The organism is Streptococcus sp. AM43-2AT (assembly GCF_003603405.1).
Classification (GTDB): Bacteria; Bacillota; Bacilli; order Lactobacillales; family Streptococcaceae; genus Streptococcus; species Streptococcus ilei.
The window spans coordinates 410257-427486 of the sequence record NZ_QTND01000001.1; the positions used below are offsets into that span (position 1 = coordinate 410257).

A 17230-nucleotide genomic window follows, 5' to 3' on the forward strand; every position below is an offset into this window, starting at 1 on the left:
ATGTATGCAGACCAAAAGCCACATTGTGGGGTTTGGCCTGCATTTTTTATTGCCTAGAATGCTATTCAAAATAGAAATTCAAGCAAAATAATATGCAGGAGATAATATAAATGGAAAAATACAACAATTGGAAACGAAAATTTTATGCAATATGGGCAGGGCAAGCAGTATCATTAATCACTAGTGCCATCCTGCAAATGGCGATTATTTTTTACCTTACAGAAAAAACAGGATCTGCGATGGTCTTGTCTATGGCTTCATTAGTAGGTTTTTTACCCTATGCGATTTTGGGACCTGCCATTGGTGTGCTAGTGGATCGTCATGATAGGAAGAAGATAATGATTGGTGCCGATTTAATTATCGCAGCAGCTGGTGCAGTGCTTGCTATTGTTGCATTCTGTATGGAGCTACCTGTCTGGATGATTATGATAGTATTGTTTATCCGTAGCATTGGAACAGCTTTTCATACCCCAGCACTCAATGCGGTTACACCACTTTTAGTACCAGAAGAACAGCTAACGAAATGCGCAGGCTATAGTCAGTCTTTGCAGTCTATAAGCTATATTGTTAGTCCGGCAGTTGCAGCACTCTTATACTCCGTTTGGGATTTAAATGCTATTATTGCCATCGACGTATTGGGTGCTGTGATTGCATCTATTACGGTAGCAATTGTACGTATACCTAAGCTGGGTAATCAAGTGCAAAGTTTAGAACCAAATTTCATAAGGGAGATGAAAGAAGGAGTTGTGGTTCTGAGACAAAACAAAGGATTGTTTGCCTTATTACTCTTAGGAACACTATATACTTTTGTTTATATGCCAATCAATGCACTATTTCCTTTAATAAGCATGGAACACTTTAATGGAACGCCTGTGCATATTTCTATTACGGAAATTTCCTTTGCATTTGGGATGCTAGCAGGAGGCTTATTATTAGGAAGATTAGGGGGCTTCGAAAAGCATGTATTACTAATAACAAGTTCATTTTTTATAATGGGGACCAGTTTAGCCGTTTCGGGAATACTTCCTCCAAATGGATTTGTAATATTCGTAGTTTGCTGTGCAATAATGGGGCTTTCGGTGCCATTTTATAGCGGTGTGCAAACAGCTCTTTTTCAGGAGAAAATTAAGCCTGAATATTTAGGACGTGTATTTTCTTTGATCGGAAGTATCATGTCACTTGCTATGCCAATTGGGTTAATTCTTTCTGGATTCTTTGCTGATAAAATCGGTGTAAATCATTGGTTTTTACTATCAGGTATTTTAATTATTGGCATTGCTATAGTTTGCCAAATGATAACTGAGGTTAGAAAATTAGATTTAAAATAAACAATATTGGAGGAATATTTATGTATCTTATTTTCATGTAACTCTTCCTGCTAAAATCGCAGGGTTTTCCCTGCATACAAGCAAATGAAAGCATGCGATTATAGACAGGAGGAAATGTTATGGAATTAATATTAAAAGCAAAAGACATTCGTGTGGAATTCAAAGGACGCGATGTTTTAGATATAAATGAATTAGAAGTATATGATTATGACCGTATTGGTTTAGTAGGAGCAAATGGTGCTGGAAAAAGCACTTTACTCAGGGTACTTTTAGGAGAATTAACTCCCCCAGGATGTAAAATGAATCGTCTGGGTGAACTTGCCTATATTCCCCAGTTGGACGAAGTAACTCTGCAGGAGGAAAAAGATTTTGCACTTGTAGGCAAGCTAGGTGTTGAGCAATTAAATATACAGACTATGAGCGGTGGTGAAGAAACAAGGCTTAAAATAGCACAGGCCTTATCGGCACAGGTTCATGGTATTTTAGCGGATGAACCTACGAGCCATTTAGACCGTGAAGGAATTGATTTTCTAATAGGACAGCTAAAATATTTTACAGGTGCACTGTTAGTTATTAGCCATGACCGCTATTTTCTTGATGAAATAGTAGATAAAATATGGGAACTGAAAGATGGCAAAATCACTGAGTATTGGGGAAACTATTCTGATTATCTTCGTCAGAAAGAGGAAGAACGTAAGAGCCAAGCTGCAGAATACGAACAATTTATTGCGGAACGTGCCCGATTGGAAAGGGCTGCGGAGGAAAAGCGAAAACAGGCTCGTAAAATAGAACAGAAGGCAAAAGGTTCTTCAAAGAAAAAAAGTACTGAAGACGGAGGGCGTTTAGCTCATCAAAAATCAATAGGAAGTAAGGAAAAAAAGATGTATAATGCTGCTAAAACCCTAGAGCACAGGATTGCGGCCTTAGGAAAAGTAGAAGCTCCGGAAGGCATTCGCAGAATTCGTTTCAGGCAAAGTAAAGCATTGGAGCTCCATAATCCATACCCTATAGTCGGTGCAGAAATTAATAAAGTATTTGGGGATAAGGCTCTGTTTGAAAATGCATCTTTTCAAATTCCGTTAGGAGCAAAAGTGGCGTTAACTGGTGGTAATGGAATCGGAAAAACAACTTTAATCCAAATGATCTTAAACCATGAAGAAGGAATTTCTATTTCGCCTAAGGCAAAAATAGGTTACTTTGCACAGAATGGTTACAAGTACAACAGTAATCAGAATGTTATGGAGTTTATGCAGAAGGATTGTGACTACAATATATCAGAAATTCGTTCAGTGCTAGCATCTATGGGGTTCAAACAGAACGATATTGGAAAAAGTTTATCTGTTTTAAGCGGTGGAGAAATTATAAAATTGTTGCTTGCTAAAATGCTCATGGGTAGATATAACATCCTAATAATGGATGAACCCAGTAACTTCCTTGACATACCAAGTTTAGAGGCTTTGGAAATACTAATGAAGGAGTACACCGGAACTATCGTGTTTATCACCCACGATAAACGATTACTCGAAAATGTAGCAGATGTAGTTTATGAAATTAGAGATAAGAAAATAAATCTGAAACATTAAATTTAAGGTAGTCGCTGGTCAGTATAGTCTGTTCTGGTTGGCGACTCCATTGTTAAAGAGTATAAAGACTTTAGATTTTATGAATATTAAAAATAGGAACAGTCAATTGAACTGCTCCTATTTTTCTGCTAAATATATTGTAGTTTTCTTATATGTATAATGATAGATTAGCGGATTCTCATCTACGGTACTTACTTCAAATATGAAGAAGTGATCGCGGTTATCTCTGGACTTTTCCTTATTGAGGACAAAGTAATTCTTACGTGAAGTCGCCATTGTTTTTAGGATATCATCAGTTAGGAAGGTCAATGGAATATTCATGTTAGAGTAGCGGTAGAAGTCACGTTCAAAATCTTGGTAGCTCTCGCTATAATAGTCCATTTGTAGGTGATTACGCTGAAACTCAAGCTGATTCATAGAGCACCTCCTCGACAAGTTCAATACTAATAATGTCTTTTAATTTCAAATTGATGTGACCTGTTGTAGTTTTTATCAAAATGAAATCTTTGGTCAGACTTGGTATTGTTCCAGTGTAGGAAACACGCTTGTTTTTTTCAATCACTTGAATGCGTGTGCGTAGCTGCCCGGCGTATACTTGACTGAGGAGTAATAATTTCTTCTCTAGTGATAAGTCAGACATGTACGTTACTTTGTTTGTATCATCAGAGAGTGCTGATGCATGTTCAGATAGGAAAAAGCCCATCCATTTTTGCATCTTTGTATCCTGGTACTCTCTTGCTGATTGAAATGGTAAATATGAACGGTCAATCATATCAAATCCTTTCTATGCAGAGGCAAGGGTATTTTTATCAAATTGAATCGTAAAACCTTGAATTCCCCCACCTGTGTAACATTCTTTAAAGCGATTGATTACCTCAGTATAGATTATCACAGATGAGCTTGTTGGCTTAATGCTAAATGTAAATTCCAATGGTAATCGGTTTTCAGATTTAGCATGTACTAGTCGTATCGATATTTCAGTTGTTTTGAGTTTTCTCTGACGAAGTTTTGAAGTTGCTGTTTCAACGATTCCATGTAAAAATCTTTCAAGCATTTCAATATCATTACATCCTTTGCTACGGATTTCTGAAAATTGTACTGTATTTTTTTCTTGTTTCATTTTAATCCCTCCAATCCACCCGCGGAATGACCACCGATAAGTTTACTGCGTTCAATATTTCTGGAACCTTCAGTTAGGACGGTTCCTTTTTGTATGGCTAAAAAACCAAACTGTTCTCTGACAACATCAATAGCTGTCTGAAGTCTATTATCTTTTTCAATTTGTTCTACATCATCAAAGAGTGATAGTAGAGTATAGCTTTCATCTACGAAGCCACTATAAGATACACCAATTTGTCTCACTGCACCAGAGGTGTATTTTTTCGGAATAATACAAGTACATGACTCACCATTGTTTTGGGGAGATTTGCGGGTTCAATTTTATTCTGAGCATTTATAGATTTTTTCATCTCAGTCCTAGAATAGCCAATATGAATAGAAACGACAGTAGTCAATACTAGGGCTACTGTTCCGTTCCACAGTATCATTTAAAAATCATTTTCACACCCTTTCGTCTATTAGTATAGAAGAAAGCTCTCAGCACACGTTGAGGCGGTATCACTGCTTGTAAAAGATTAGAAACCTTTGAACGAAAGGGAGAATGAAAAGCGTGAAGGTAGCTTCTTTACTTGGATAGAGGGAAATTATCAGAGTTATAGTTCAAGTTGGTTTTCTAGATACTATAGTCTGACATGCTATCAATTTATTTTAGAAGCTGGACAAATTGTAGTAACTTTCCTTGAAGGAACTGAAGTGGATTTATAAGAGACTGTGACCAGGAAGTTGCAGTCTTTTTAAGGGTTTAATGGTATAATGAAATTATAAATGTGTATATTGTTTAAATTCTCTGGAGGACGCATAATGTTGAATTTAGTAAAAGGTCACCAAGTTAGCTTAGTAGAAAACCTATTTGAATCATTTACAAAGTTAACTGAACATCATTTGATGGCGAATGTACACGCAGAAAAAATATTAGAGGTTTTTCAACACTTTATTGCGATTCATGACGAGCCCTTGTTCTTTATTTTGGAATTGCCTGTCAGTAGTGATAGAGAAAAAGTGATAGCAAAGAATATTATCAAGGAATCCCATAAGGATGTTTATTATATTGATGGTTGTTCAAGAGAAGAATGTCTAGCACTGTTGATTAGATACGGTGATTTACTTGTAAATGATGGATTAAGTAAGTTTGGATTTGGTGGACATAAAAGTCACGATGAAATCATGCTTGATAGCTATAATGTTGTGACAATTTATAGTAAAGAACTATCGAAATTTAATGACTTTTTTGAGCCTCATAATATTCAATTTGTTGAAGAACTAGTGACAGCTTGGAAAACTTTTTCTAAGACCTCCCCAGGAATCTCTGAAATCTATGAAAGTAATGGAAAAACTGTTTATGATTTGCCTGAAGAATTAGCTGAATGGGGAATATATTTAGCTGAAACTCGAACAGAATAGGTATAACTATAGATTAGAAAGAGAATATTTCAATTCCTTAAAATTTTATTTAGAGCAAAGGTGGAGATTGAAGTTGTAAGATAAATAATGGTTATTTATGGCAGAACTCTGATTCTGCCTTTTTTATTTATGAAGTATATGAAATATGGCATAAAAGACTAAAGAAAAAAATGCAAAACGTTTAATATATTAGAATTTTCTTGCTACTTTTTGAAAAATATTTTTTCCTTACAGAATCCTTAAAAATATTTTTTATACTATTTACAAGATTAAAGGAGGAACAAAATATGAGCAAATATATTTTGGAAACAAATGAGCTAACAAAAGTTTTTGGAAAACAAAAAGCTGTAAATAATGTGTCATTAAAAATTGAGGAAAATTCAGTATATGGATTACTAGGACCTAATGGTGCAGGTAAATCTACGACATTAAAGATGATTACAGGTATGTTACACAAGACGTCAGGTGAAATTATGTTTGAAGGACATGAATGGAGTAGAAATGATTTATCAGATATTGGTGCTTTAATCGAGATGCCACCCTTATACGAAAATTTAAGTGCAAGAGAAAATCTAAAAGTTAGAACATTATTACTTGGATTGCCTGATGCAAGAATTGATGAAGTTTTAGAAATTGTAGATTTAAAAAATACCGGAAAAAAGAAAAGCGGTCAATTTTCTTTGGGGATGAAACAAAGATTAGGTATTGCAATTGCTTTATTAAATAATCCTAAACTATTGATACTAGATGAACCGACAAACGGATTAGATCCATTAGGAATTCAAGAATTACGAGATTTAATACGAAACTTTCCAAAAAAAGGAATAACAGTAATTCTGTCTAGTCATATTTTAGCAGAAGTGGAACAAACTGCTGATCATATAGGAATTATACATGAAGGAGAATTAAAATATCAAAACACAATTAATCATAATGAAAATTTAGAAGAACTTTTTATGAATGTTGTAAAGAATGGAAAGAGGGTGTAGCTTAATGAAAAATTATATTTTTGCAGAAAATTTGAAACACAAACATAGCTTTTTGTTGAAGATATTACTCATTGCCCCGATTATAGCTTTACTAAATGCATTTGTATTAATGTCATCATATTTTAGCATAAACGCATACAATTGGTGGTATGTGATTTTAATGCCGGCAACTTTCGCTTTAATACCTGCAATGATGCATAGAAAAGAAGAGAGAAAATTAAACTACCGAGCAATTTTTCCACTCAATATTGATTTAAAAAAGATATGGATTTCAAAAATATTAACAGCTTCAATTTATCTAAGTATAACTGCTATTTTGCATATGCTAGGAGTATTTGTTTTTCAATTTTTCATTGGAGAACAATTAACAGGAAACTATGCATTCACGACATTATTATTCGCAAGTGTATTATTGGTTATAACTAACATATGGCAAGTTCCATTTTGTTTTTTCCTGGCTAAAAAGTTTGGGTTTATAGTAAGCATTGTAGTAAATGCTGTATTAGGAATTGTGTTAGGAATTTTGTTAGCTGACGGTTCTATGTGGATTTATTGCCCTTATTCTTGGGGGATTAGATTGATGGTACCCGTTATGCGTATTTTACCGAACGGTATCCCAACAGAAGTATCAAATCCAATGATTTTAAACACATCCTTACTTGTTCCTTGTATTTTATCAATATGTTTGTTTACATTATTGACTTTCATTACTGCAAAATGGTTTTCTAAGCAAGAGGTAAAGTAATGATGAATATATTAAAATCAGAGTTTTATAAATTGAAGCATACTTGGATTCCATGGGCTCACTTTATCTTACCTGTTTTATATGCTCTAATATTTTATTGGGCAGCAACATTTACAAGTCTAAAAAATTTTTCTGATATGGATATCATACTGAATTATTTTGTGCTTTTAGGTGCTATCTTACCAATAATATTTGGTGCTATCACATCTAAGGTTGTTGACATGGAAGCAAGTGCTGGACGATTTCAAGTGATTCTATCAACTACAAAATCCAGAAGTAAGGCTTATGGTGGAAAACTTATAATGCTCTTATTGAGTTTCCTATTTTCTATAAGTTTAGCAGTTTTTATATTTGCAATGCTATTTGGTAATCAAGGGACTATGGCTTGGTTAATTGAATTATTATTAGTTTTTATAGGATGTTTATCTACATATATGATTCATTTATGGGTATCACTTATGTTAGGTGGTGGTGCATCTATAGGATTGGGATTTGTGGAAACGTTGATTGCTTTACTTTCAATAACAAGTTTAGGTGAAAATATTTGGTATTTTTTACCTTGTACTTGGGCATCGAGATTATCTGCAACATATATTGTTGGAAGTGAATTGGCTGATAGCTCATATTTAATTAAAGAGTTTACCATGTGGGGCTATGTAGCAATACCTATTACAGTAGTCATTTTTACTGGCTCTTTATTATGGTTCAATAGGTGGGGTGGAAAGTCAATCAGTGAATAATAGCTCTAAATGTATTTGTAAATGGAATATGGTATAATAATAAAATATTTATAAATATGGAGGTGGTTTGGTATGGCAAGAATTCTTGCTATAGATGATGAATTAGATATGCTGACTCTAATCAAGAATATTTTAATAAAAGGAGATCATATTGTTGATATTTACCAAACCACGGTAGATATTGATGAAAATAGTTTGGGGAAATATGACTTAATATTACTTGATGTAATGATGCCAGAGGTTGATGGAATCAGCTATTGTAAAAATATACGTAGTAAAGTGGATTGTCCGATTATCTTTTTAACTGCAAAAGCAATGGAAACGGATATAGTAGATGGCTTATTAAGTGGAGGAGATGACTATATTACCAAACCATTTGGTGTTGGTGAATTGTTAGCAAGGGTAGAAGCTCATCTGAGAAGAGAACAAAGAGAAAAACATTCGAGTTTAAACCTAGGGAATATAAGATTTGATTTATCCTCCAATCAAGTATTTGTGAAGGAGGAAGAAATTCATCTGACAAAGTCTGAATATCAAATTTCGAAGCTTTTAGCAAAGAGAAAGGGACAAGTTTTTTCAAGAGAACAAATATATGAAATGATTTTTGGATTTGATGGGATTGGTGATTCTTCTGCCATATCAGAACATGTAAAAAATATTAGAGCAAAGTTCTTAAAATTTGGTGAAAATCCAATTTCTACAGTTTGGGGGATTGGTTATAAATGGAATTAATTAGAAAAGGACAGTCGCTCAAAATAGTATTTCTTAAATACTTAATGACTGTTGGAGTTGGTTTAGGATGTGCCATCGTACTAGCTTTATTAACTTTTACAGCGTTTTATAGTGTTGGTTTGATTCTTCCGGCTAACCATACAGAAAATTTATTACAAGAAAATAAATATAAAATTTTAAATAAAATAGACTTTGATGAAGCATTGATACCTAAAGGAGCTAGCTATATGTTTTTATCGCCAGATGGTGAAGTGATAAAAACTAATATGGATGAAGCTATTCAACTGAAAGCTAAGAATTTTCACAATCATGAGGGATTTTCAACTCCATATTCTTCATTTATAGAATTTAAAAGGAATGATGGATATGTATTAATCCATTATTCACTGGAGCCACACTACAATAATGATTGGATGGAAAAATATTTCCCTAGTGTAGATTTACTATTAATATTTTTATTAATCATTTTCTTTTTAATGAGTGCATTTGTGGCTACTCTAATCTGGGCAAAACGAATAACAAGGCAATTATCGCCAATGCTAGAGGCATCAGATAAAATCGCCAACCAAGAATTAGACTTTGAAATAGGAAGTTCAAATATCAAAGAATTTAATGATGTCTTAAATAGCCTTGATATAATGAAAAAAGCCTTAAGTGATTCATTAAGAGAAAATTGGATTAAAGAAGAGAATAAGAGAAGTCAGATATCGGCATTAATGCATGACTTAAAAACTCCGGTTTCTATTGTCCAAGGTAATGCTGAATTGTTAAAGGTAACTGATCTAACTGATGAACAAAAAGATTATGTAGAGTACATTATAAAAAATTCAACACGTATATCAGATTATACAAAAGCTCTGATGGGGATGAATCAGTCAATTAAATTAAACTCGTTGAATTTACAAAAAGTAAAAGTGTCAGAAATAATCGAAAGAGTTAGTGAAATAGCGAGAGAGATTACACTAATACATGACCGCACTATATCTAAATCTATTAATTGTGAAGATTCAGATGTAATGATAGATATACAATTATTTGAAAGAGTCATTCAAAATATATTTAGTAATGCTATTCAATATTCACCAGACAAATCCAACATTGAATTACTAATAATGACTACAGATAAGATACTTTCAATATCTGTGATAGACGAAGGCCCAGGATTTTCTAATGAGGATTTAAAACGAGGAACGGAGCAATTTTACCGTGGAGATAAGAGTAGACATTCAGCTACAAACTATGGTTTAGGTTTATATAATTCTTGGAAAATAATGTTATTACATAATGGACGCATCATATTAGAAAACAACTCGGATAAACATGGTGCAAGTGTAAAGTTAGAATTACCATTACTATAATAGAACAGGAATTGTTTTCAAATGGAATTTATTAAAAATATATCCTTTTTGCTTTTGGTGTAGAATAGAAAATTTACTCCGCTATCAAGCAAGAATCTTACATAGTAGAAAGCTAAATGAACTTTGATAACTGAACAAATTCTAAAAGTTAACTTATAAATTTCTAGAAGGAACAGAAGTAAATCTGTGTTTAACTGCAACTAGTAAGTTGCAGTTTTTTATTTTGAATAATGATATAATAGGATAAGAAAATAATGAAAACGCTATATATTTGAAAGTTGAATAGGAAAGTAGAAAGTATGAAAACAATTGATATGATTATTAAATCATCAACTGATTTAGTTATGTATCTTACATAAAGAGAAAGGAATTAATTATCATGAAATTATCTTTGTATAGTGAAGTTGAACATTACCATTCTTTAAGTTCTTATTCTTTAAATGATATTACACATACTGATACCCCAAAAAATATTATTGAAAAGTCTAAAAAAGATAAGGATAGATACCCAATAGTAATACTTAATAAAGACCATAAAGTAATTGGTTTTTTTTGCCTACACCTAAACACTGGTCCTAAAGAGTACGGCTATTATCAAAATGATTATGCGCTTATTAGAGGATTTTCTATTGATGATAATTTCAGAAATCAAGGATATGGTTCTAATGCTCTGAATGGAATATTTGAATTCATAGATTCAACTTTAAAATTAGAAATTAACCATATCATATTAGCTGTAAATGAAAAAATATATTGGCTCAAAAAGCATATAGAAATTCAGGTTTTTTTGTTGTGAAAAAAGATTTAGAAGGAAAAAGGGGGAAGTTAATTATTATGGAGAAAAGCAGAAGGTGATGGTATTGGTATCAATCAATGAGTAACAAAGTAACAGCATGATTCGTAACATTTGCTTATAATTTGCGGAGGAACATCAATATGAATGGAATAACAAAAGATTCTATAAAAACGGCTAAACTAATAAAACAATTATGGCCCCAATTGACAGATAAGGAAGCTATTGATGAAGTAAAAAGATATACGAATGGCAAAAATACTGCAATCTTTACTGAAGTTGAAGGTGACACAATTGTAGGTCTAGCACTATGTTCACTAAGATTTGATTATGTTGAAGGTTGTAAATATAGTCCTGTTGGATTCTTAGAAGGGATTATTGTCGACGAGGAATATCGTTTAAAGGATATTGCTAAAAATCTCTGTACAAAATGTGAGGAATGGGCGAAAAATAAAGGATGTAAGGAATTTGCAAGTGACTGTACTTTAACGAATACCGATTCTATAAGATTTCATCTCAATATTGGATTTCAGGAGGCAAATAGAATTATTCATTTTAAGAAGAAATTATAATTTCAGAACGTGGTCAAAATTTATGTATCTTTAGGAAGTGTGAAAGATTGGACGAACAAATTTTTTTGATGGGTGGAAATACGGAAAAGTATTTAGCTACTTACGTCAATCAGCAGTTCAAAAATTATATCGATCGTATGCTGAATAAAGGGGCGAAAGTTATGGGATTTTCTGCAGGAGCCCTATTATTAGGAGAAAAAGTCTATGTTTCACCTAATGATAATTCAGATCATCAGATAAAGATAAAAAATGGATTAGGACTCTTTAGTCAGTTTTTAATTAGTGTCCATTATGATTCCTGGAATGATAAAGCTAATAAGGATAGAGCTGAAGAACTCGTTAATATTCCCATAATTCCACTAAATGATCATTCCTGTCTTGTCTTGGATAAATCTGGGAACATTATAGAGAAAATTGACTAGTTTTCATTATCTAAATCTTGATCTAGGTAACTAAAGTGTAGACGAACTGGATAGGTTACTAGTGAAAACTGCAAAAAGTGTTGTGAAATGAATCGGAGTGTGCTTGATGAATTTTATTAGTAAGATAGGCATAAATAAAGGCTGGTCAGATGATAAAAAATATTGTGTGACAGATCAAGATCAGCAAAAATATTTCTTGCGTGTTTCTGATAAGGATAAGTTAGATTCTAAAAAATTTGAATTTGATATGATGGATAAGGTGGCTTCTCTTGGAGTTCCGATGTGTAAACCAATTAGCATAGAACTCTGTGATGACGAAGTGCATTCTTTACACGAATGGATAGACGGGAAAGATGCAAGAGAAACCATTTTAACTGTTTCAAAAGAACAACAATACTTTTACGGAGTAGAAGCAGGAAGAATCCTTCAAAAAATTCATTCACTCCCTATTACAGAAGTTCGTGAAGATTGGGAGGTCTTTTATAATCGAAAAATTGATGACAAAATCTCCAAATACAAAGAATGTCCCGTTCAATATGAAAATGGTCAGACCTTTATTGAGTTTTTAAATGCAAATCGAGAATTGTTAAAAGATAGACCTCAGGTTTTCCAACATGGAGATTATCATATCGGGAATTTCATGATTGGTGAAGATGGAGAAATTTATGTCATTGACTTTGATCGATTTGATCTTGGAGATCCTTGAGAGGAATTCAATCGTATTGTATGGTCTGCTCAAGTCTCTCCCTCTTTTGCGTCTGGTATGATAGATGGATATTTTGATCATAAGGTTCCGGATTTATTTTGGAAGCTTCTCGCTATCTATATTCTAAGTAACTTAGTGGGAGCACTTCCCTGGGCTGTACCTTACGGAGTTGAAGAAATAGCAGTAATGCAAAATCAAGCTAAGGAAATTTTAGAATGGTATGATGATATGAAGCAAATCATTCCTAGTTGGTATTTGATTGAGAAAAAAGCTGAATAATAAAAGAGTTGATTAAAGAAGAATTTGGTAGTTGGGACGTTAAAAGTAAAGAGACTCAACAAGTTTACAAGTTAGCAAGTAAATTTTTTAAGTGACAATTATCAGCTATAAAGTTGAAAAATGGTAACTATAAAATAGTTTCATTCTACATTTTAATTTTAAACAACAACTCAGTTACTTTCGTTCTTTAATATAGGAGTATACTAGCACCACATATTGAGTGTGTAAGTTTGTTAGTGAAACGTAGCTAAATCTCTCGCTTTTTTATTTCAAAGCTCCAGTGGAGCTTTGAACTCCCAAACCTTTTGAGTCCCACAGATGCATTATAACGGGGCTGTAGCATTGATGTCAAAACTTTCACCTCCTATATAAACAAATTCTATCCAACGTTTAAAAAGGATCAGTAGCTGATAATATATAGCGGTTTGCATCGTGACGACAAGTAGGTGGATTACGATTATTTGTAATTTATAAAATCTATGATGAGAGGTACGTGATTAGAGGTATCAAGTAATTTTTATTTTGCTAGAGCAAGCAACAAATCTTCTTCATAAGGACTATGCTAAGCAGATGTATCAGATACTAGATTTAGATAAATTTGAATGAATTATGATGAATCAACTTCTAGACCACATCAGCATTTAAGAGGATAGGAAAATTAGAGTACCCTTCACAGAGGGAACTGAGGTACAGTTATAGAAAAAGAAAGGCTGTAATAACAGCTGGAAAACATTTTCGTTACAGCCTAATTTGCGTTTTTGTGGTATACTGAAATTGTTGAATGACTTTGAAAGTAAACAAGAAAAATAACTATTAAGGCTTTTATATTTGATAGTTATATTTTCGAAAATATAATATAATCAAAGATATTGCAGATGGATAATAAAATATGACTAGAGAAAAAGCGTTTAAAACTATTGAAGAGCAGATTTTGATTCAACGGGGCAGGAATTTGAAGATTACCGATGAGCCAGGGATGGTAAGTTTTATTCAGCAGAAAAATTATTTTAATTCTATAAATGGTTTTGAAACTATTTTTTTGGAGACCTCTAACCCTAAAAAATATATGAAAAGAGTCTCTTTTAAAGATTTTGAGAGAATATACACATTGGATAGAAATATAGCTAAGTACCTATTTCAAGAAATCGAAAAGATTGAGGTTGAACTGAAGTCGAGAATTGCATACGAATTTTCAAAAGTTCATTGCAATAATGGTATTGCTTCTAACTTAAAGTATTTAGATATCAATTGTTATGTGCTACCGATAGCACACAATCGAAATTCTTTTACAGAGTATTTTTATACTCATGGAGATAATAAAAAAACGCATTCTTTTTTTAGAGTGCATACTATTTCTGCCAAGATTAAAGATGTAATGTTTACAGGTAAAATTAGTACCTCTCATACTCGTAACGGAGATGTATATTACAACCTAGAAGGTGATTTTGATGGAATAGTTGATGACCTTAAAATAAATCAATATCGAGGGAGATTTTCAATAAAAGCTTCTAATACTCCTAGTAATATTTCTTCATTAAACGGTTCTATGAATGTGACGATTCAAATTAATAACATAGAGGGAAGATTTTTTGAATTATCTTATTCAGACTTCTGTAAAATTAAATATCCATATATTTCTAGCTATAAAAATCCTCCGCTTTGGGTTATTATTGATACACTAATGTTGAATGACTTGCTGGTTTTATTCCAAGGATTAGACATTGCTATACAAAATAAAATTATGAGTGAGATGGGATTTGATTCCTCTATTAGTGGGAGTCGAGAAAAATTTATTAACGCTTGTGAAATACTGCGTGAGTTGAGAAACCAATTGGCACACTTTGGTCTCATAACCAGATATAGGACGGGAAATAGTATTCTAATCAATAGACTTTTTATCTCTGATTTGTTACTTACTCCTAAAAGGAATAATAGAGTTTTAAAGTTTTATCAAGGTTTAAAAATTTTAAATTCTTTTAATAGATTCTCTCTTAAAAGGATTGATCGAGCTATTCAATCATATTATTTAAAAAATATGTTACTATTGAAGTTTGATATTAATAAAAATTTTTTTAATAGAATTGGCAAGTAAGTGTTGCAAAAAGTTGCTGGTTATGATAGAATAATATAGTTATATTTTAGTGCCACGACGGCGTGAAATCCTTGAAAGAGGTTTTCAAAAAGTCATAAGGGGGAAGGTTAATAAACTTTCCTCCTTATTTTATTTAGATAAGTTGAAAATAGTGTTGAAGATGTTTGATTTCTGAAGTACCTTGAATTGTATAGAGTTTACATGCAGTTTAGAATTTCTGATTTATTATCCAGAGGATAGAACCGCTTATTGAAGATATTTTAGAAAGTTAGTCATTACCAAAGTTAATATTTATTTCTACAGTATAATTCTAAAATCACTTTTTTTCTCTTTCGTCTATTAGTATAGAAAAAAGCTAACACTACATGTGGAGTGTGTGAGTTTGTTAGTGAAACGAAACTAATCCTCAAAAGTTTTCCCAAAACTTTTGAGTCCCACAGACGCATCATGAGGAGAAATCATGAGGGATATTATCAGTTGAATAAGTAAGAGTATAATCTACATCTCCAAAGTAGGAGTGGCTAGTTCCAGCAGAAAGACCTTCATAGGTTTTATAACTGAATAGATCGACTTACTTTGTTGTCGAATTTTTCCTGTTCTTCAAGTAATTCTGAGGAATAGACGACAACTTTAAAATCAAATAAGCTAAAAACGCTCTAAAATCATTAAATTGATATTAAAGTGTTTTTTATTGTCAAAATATACAATTGAAAAAAATTCCAGCTTTTTTAAAATCACTATCTCAGATGACAATTTAATCAAAATATGATATAATACAGAAAAAGTAAAAATAACAAAAGTAACTTACAAAAGTAAAAGAAAAAAAGTAAATAGATAGCCACGGCGGATATTCCTTTCATCGTTTAGAAGGAGTTGCTGTGGTTATCGTTGTTGCTGAGCTAATTAATTGCTCTTATTACTTTGATGAAGTTACTTTTATTATTGAATTAATTTAAATAATAATAACGATCAATGAAAGTACTCATCGATATTCCCTTTATGCAGTTTAGAGCACAAAGGAAAATGGTACTGATTTGATCGTTTTTTGTGTATTGACATCCTAAACCCCAGTCAGAACCTTCAGTCATATTAAACAAGGAGATAACATGAGATTTGTTGTATATAAACATTCACTGGTTTTAGGTGATAACAACATCGTGACAAAGCAATTTATCGTTCTGAAACACGATGACGGCAACTTACAATTTACTGATTTTCATCGTTATGTTAAATCTACTTCAAGAATCAAGTCGATTTCAGATGATGGGAATAAACGCTTTTCTTACGTTGTTAAGTTTCTTAATTTCATATTTGGTACTCTTGGACTTAAAAGTGTAGATCAACTTACACTTGAGATGGTCAGAGAGTTTTTTACGCTTTATGGATTATCTCAGTTACCTGAAGATAGCGGGAAAAGAAAGAAAAGCACTGTTGAAAAATGCGTAAATGCAATTCTCGACTTCTTAACTCTTTATTTAAGTGAGCGAGAGGGAAAGGCTAAGTTAAAAGCAGAAGAATTGTATACTACGACAACTTTTACGAATAGTAGAGGACGGGTTATAAAGCGTAAAGAACCAAATTTTGAAATCTACGTGGATGATAGCAACACTGAGAAAGCTATTTTTCGCGATATGCCAAATAGTGCTTTTGAGATGTTGTTTTCTCACATTGCACACTATCATAAGGATTTTCTCATGGTTGTGGCCTTGGGGGCCTTTGTTGGCTTAAGACCATCAGAAGCATGTAACGTAAGACGTGAAGATAGTCCTCTAGGACCAGGTATTTTATTTCACCAAAGTGATGGTCAAGTATTTAAGATTGAGATCGATCTACGAAAAGAAATACCTCTTAGAAGCGATTTAAAGCCGACTGGACGGATTAAAAAGGAAAGACTTCAAGCTGTACCTTATATCTTCTTAGAGGTCTTTTTAGACACCTACAATGACTATATGAGCTACCTAGAAGGTAAAAGGTATGAGAGAGATTATGGTCCATTAAACCTTAACAAGCAAGGGAAAGCATTGTCATACGATGTGTACTATCAACGATTTCGTAAGATTATTCGCGAAGAAATGATTCCAATATTTCTTAAATCTGATGACCCAGAGGTTGTCTTTTTTGGTCAACTCTTGCAAGAAAATAATATTTCACCCCATATCTTTAGGCACTGGTACACCACACAATTGGTTTTGTCAGGTGTTAATGAAGTTAGTGAACTGATGTCTGCTAGAGGGGACAATTCACCAGAAAGTGCTTGGGTTTATTTACAAAATAAAGGAGAAATTGCAAAACAATATGGTCAGGTTAATAATGGTGTTTTTGAATATATGAACTGGCAAGCAGAAAAATTGTTTGGAGAAGATTAAAAGGA

The 17230-nt window shown here is 32.7% G+C and carries 17 protein-coding genes and 2 pseudogenes; 15 read left to right on the forward strand and 4 right to left on the reverse strand.

The genetic code is table 11. From position 1 onward, the window contains the following. Positions 1-110: 110 nt before the first annotated feature. Together mef(A) and msr(D) are read left to right on the forward strand one after the other, a co-directional pair. On the forward strand, positions 111-1328 hold the full coding sequence (mef(A), locus tag DW930_RS01990; RefSeq protein WP_000417519.1) for a macrolide efflux MFS transporter Mef(A): 1218 nt from the start codon (positions 111-113) through the stop codon (positions 1326-1328). A 119-nt stretch (positions 1329-1447) separates the two neighbouring features. Further along, on the forward strand, positions 1448-2911 hold the full coding sequence (gene msr(D) / locus DW930_RS01995) for an ABC-F type ribosomal protection protein Msr(D) (RefSeq protein WP_000420313.1): 1464 nt from the start codon (positions 1448-1450) through the stop codon (positions 2909-2911). A 117-nt stretch (positions 2912-3028) separates the two neighbouring features. On the opposite strand, the gene DW930_RS02000 is transcribed toward msr(D), so the two are convergent. From DW930_RS02000 to DW930_RS02015, 4 genes are read right to left on the reverse strand one after another with little or no spacing between them, the layout of a single operon-like run. After that, the gene (locus tag DW930_RS02000; RefSeq protein WP_001072467.1) at positions 3029-3328 is read right to left on the reverse strand and encodes a DUF5960 family protein; all 300 of its coding nucleotides are present in this window, start codon (positions 3326-3328) and stop codon (positions 3029-3031) included. Continuing rightward, positions 3315-3683 carry a hypothetical protein gene (locus DW930_RS02005; RefSeq protein ID WP_000567222.1) on the reverse strand — a complete coding sequence of 123 codons (369 nt, stop codon included), beginning with the start codon at positions 3681-3683 and terminating at the stop codon, positions 3315-3317. Before DW930_RS02005 ends, DW930_RS02000 begins: the two co-directional genes overlap by 14 nt. A 12-nt stretch (positions 3684-3695) precedes the next feature. Next, the gene (locus DW930_RS02010) at positions 3696-4031 is read right to left on the reverse strand and encodes a hypothetical protein (RefSeq protein WP_000806926.1); all 336 of its coding nucleotides are present in this window, start codon (positions 4029-4031) and stop codon (positions 3696-3698) included. Continuing rightward, positions 4028-4273, reverse strand: a complete 246-nt coding sequence (locus DW930_RS02015; protein ID WP_001813542.1) for a hypothetical protein — start codon at positions 4271-4273, stop codon at positions 4028-4030. The genes DW930_RS02010 and DW930_RS02015 overlap by 4 nt, the downstream gene beginning before the upstream one ends. A 558-nt stretch (positions 4274-4831) precedes the next feature. On the opposite strand from DW930_RS02015, the gene DW930_RS02035 reads away from it, so the two are divergent. From DW930_RS02035 to DW930_RS02095, 13 genes and pseudogenes are all read left to right on the forward strand, one after another. After that, positions 4832-5431 carry a hypothetical protein gene (locus DW930_RS02035; protein WP_123159202.1) on the forward strand — a complete coding sequence of 200 codons (600 nt, stop codon included), beginning with the start codon at positions 4832-4834 and terminating at the stop codon, positions 5429-5431. A gap of 287 nt (positions 5432-5718) precedes the next feature. Beyond that, positions 5719-6420: a lantibiotic protection ABC transporter ATP-binding protein PcfF gene (gene pcfF, locus DW930_RS02040; protein WP_070678834.1), complete on the forward strand. Its 702-nt coding sequence runs from the start codon at positions 5719-5721 to the stop codon at positions 6418-6420. A 4-nt stretch (positions 6421-6424) separates the two neighbouring features. Then, positions 6425-7165 (forward strand): lantibiotic protection ABC transporter permease PcfE, encoded by a 741-nt coding sequence (gene pcfE / locus DW930_RS02045; RefSeq protein WP_123159203.1) that lies wholly within the window; start codon positions 6425-6427, stop codon positions 7163-7165. Beyond that, positions 7165-7905 carry a lantibiotic protection ABC transporter permease PcfG gene (gene pcfG, locus DW930_RS02050; protein ID WP_061564359.1) on the forward strand — a complete coding sequence of 247 codons (741 nt, stop codon included), beginning with the start codon at positions 7165-7167 and terminating at the stop codon, positions 7903-7905. Before pcfE ends, pcfG begins: the two co-directional genes overlap by 1 nt. Positions 7906-7977: 72 nt before the next feature. Continuing rightward, entirely contained in the window at positions 7978-8637 is a 660-nt protein-coding gene (locus DW930_RS02055; protein ID WP_004252839.1) for a response regulator transcription factor, read from the forward strand. Continuing rightward, positions 8628-9995: a HAMP domain-containing sensor histidine kinase gene (locus tag DW930_RS02060; protein WP_123159204.1), complete on the forward strand. Its 1368-nt coding sequence runs from the start codon at positions 8628-8630 to the stop codon at positions 9993-9995. The genes DW930_RS02055 and DW930_RS02060 overlap by 10 nt, the downstream gene beginning before the upstream one ends. Before the next feature lie 379 nt (positions 9996-10374). Beyond that, on the forward strand, positions 10375-10791 hold the full coding sequence (locus DW930_RS02065) for a GNAT family N-acetyltransferase (protein WP_243635753.1): 417 nt from the start codon (positions 10375-10377) through the stop codon (positions 10789-10791). A 140-nt stretch (positions 10792-10931) separates the two neighbouring features. Further along, positions 10932-11360, forward strand: a complete 429-nt coding sequence (gene aac(6') / locus DW930_RS02070) for an aminoglycoside 6'-N-acetyltransferase (RefSeq protein ID WP_123159205.1) — start codon at positions 10932-10934, stop codon at positions 11358-11360. Beyond that, positions 11354-11782 (forward strand): Type 1 glutamine amidotransferase-like domain-containing protein, encoded by a 429-nt coding sequence (locus DW930_RS02075; RefSeq protein ID WP_074325025.1) that lies wholly within the window; start codon positions 11354-11356, stop codon positions 11780-11782. The genes aac(6') and DW930_RS02075 overlap by 7 nt, the downstream gene beginning before the upstream one ends. A gap of 106 nt (positions 11783-11888) precedes the next feature. Beyond that, positions 11889-12767 (forward strand): annotated as a pseudogene (locus DW930_RS02080) (phosphotransferase). Positions 12768-13292: 525 nt separating this feature from the next. Beyond that, positions 13293-13412: pseudogene (locus DW930_RS10670) on the forward strand (site-specific recombinase resolvase); the annotation flags it as partial. Positions 13413-13656: 244 nt separating this feature from the next. Continuing rightward, positions 13657-14859 (forward strand): Abi family protein, encoded by a 1203-nt coding sequence (locus DW930_RS02085; RefSeq protein ID WP_003007328.1) that lies wholly within the window; start codon positions 13657-13659, stop codon positions 14857-14859. Between the two features lie 1106 nt (positions 14860-15965). Further along, entirely contained in the window at positions 15966-17225 is a 1260-nt protein-coding gene (locus tag DW930_RS02095; protein WP_123159207.1) for a site-specific integrase, read from the forward strand. Positions 17226-17230: the final 5 nt, after the last annotated feature.

Bases quoted from the DNA above. Each gene is read 5' to 3' on its own strand.
- DW930_RS02055 (WP_004252839.1), top strand. From the start codon at position 7,978: ATGGCAAGAATTCTTGCTATAGATGATGAATTAGATATGCTGACTCTA.
- DW930_RS02060 (WP_123159204.1), top strand. From the start codon at position 8,628: ATGGAATTAATTAGAAAAGGACAGTCGCTCAAAATAGTATTTCTTAAA.
- DW930_RS02010 (WP_000806926.1), bottom strand. From the start codon at position 4,031: ATGAAACAAGAAAAAAATACAGTACAATTTTCAGAAATCCGTAGCAAA.
- DW930_RS02005 (WP_000567222.1), bottom strand. From the start codon at position 3,683: ATGATTGACCGTTCATATTTACCATTTCAATCAGCAAGAGAGTACCAG.
- pcfF (WP_070678834.1), top strand. From the start codon at position 5,719: ATGAGCAAATATATTTTGGAAACAAATGAGCTAACAAAAGTTTTTGGA.
- DW930_RS02035 (WP_123159202.1), top strand. From the start codon at position 4,832: ATGTTGAATTTAGTAAAAGGTCACCAAGTTAGCTTAGTAGAAAACCTA.
- DW930_RS02095 (WP_123159207.1), top strand. From the start codon at position 15,966: ATGAGATTTGTTGTATATAAACATTCACTGGTTTTAGGTGATAACAAC.
- DW930_RS02065 (WP_243635753.1), top strand. From the start codon at position 10,375: ATGAAATTATCTTTGTATAGTGAAGTTGAACATTACCATTCTTTAAGT.
- pcfG (WP_061564359.1), top strand. From the start codon at position 7,165: ATGATGAATATATTAAAATCAGAGTTTTATAAATTGAAGCATACTTGG.
- pcfE (WP_123159203.1), top strand. From the start codon at position 6,425: ATGAAAAATTATATTTTTGCAGAAAATTTGAAACACAAACATAGCTTT.
- DW930_RS02000 (WP_001072467.1), bottom strand. From the start codon at position 3,328: ATGAATCAGCTTGAGTTTCAGCGTAATCACCTACAAATGGACTATTAT.
- DW930_RS02085 (WP_003007328.1), top strand. From the start codon at position 13,657: ATGACTAGAGAAAAAGCGTTTAAAACTATTGAAGAGCAGATTTTGATT.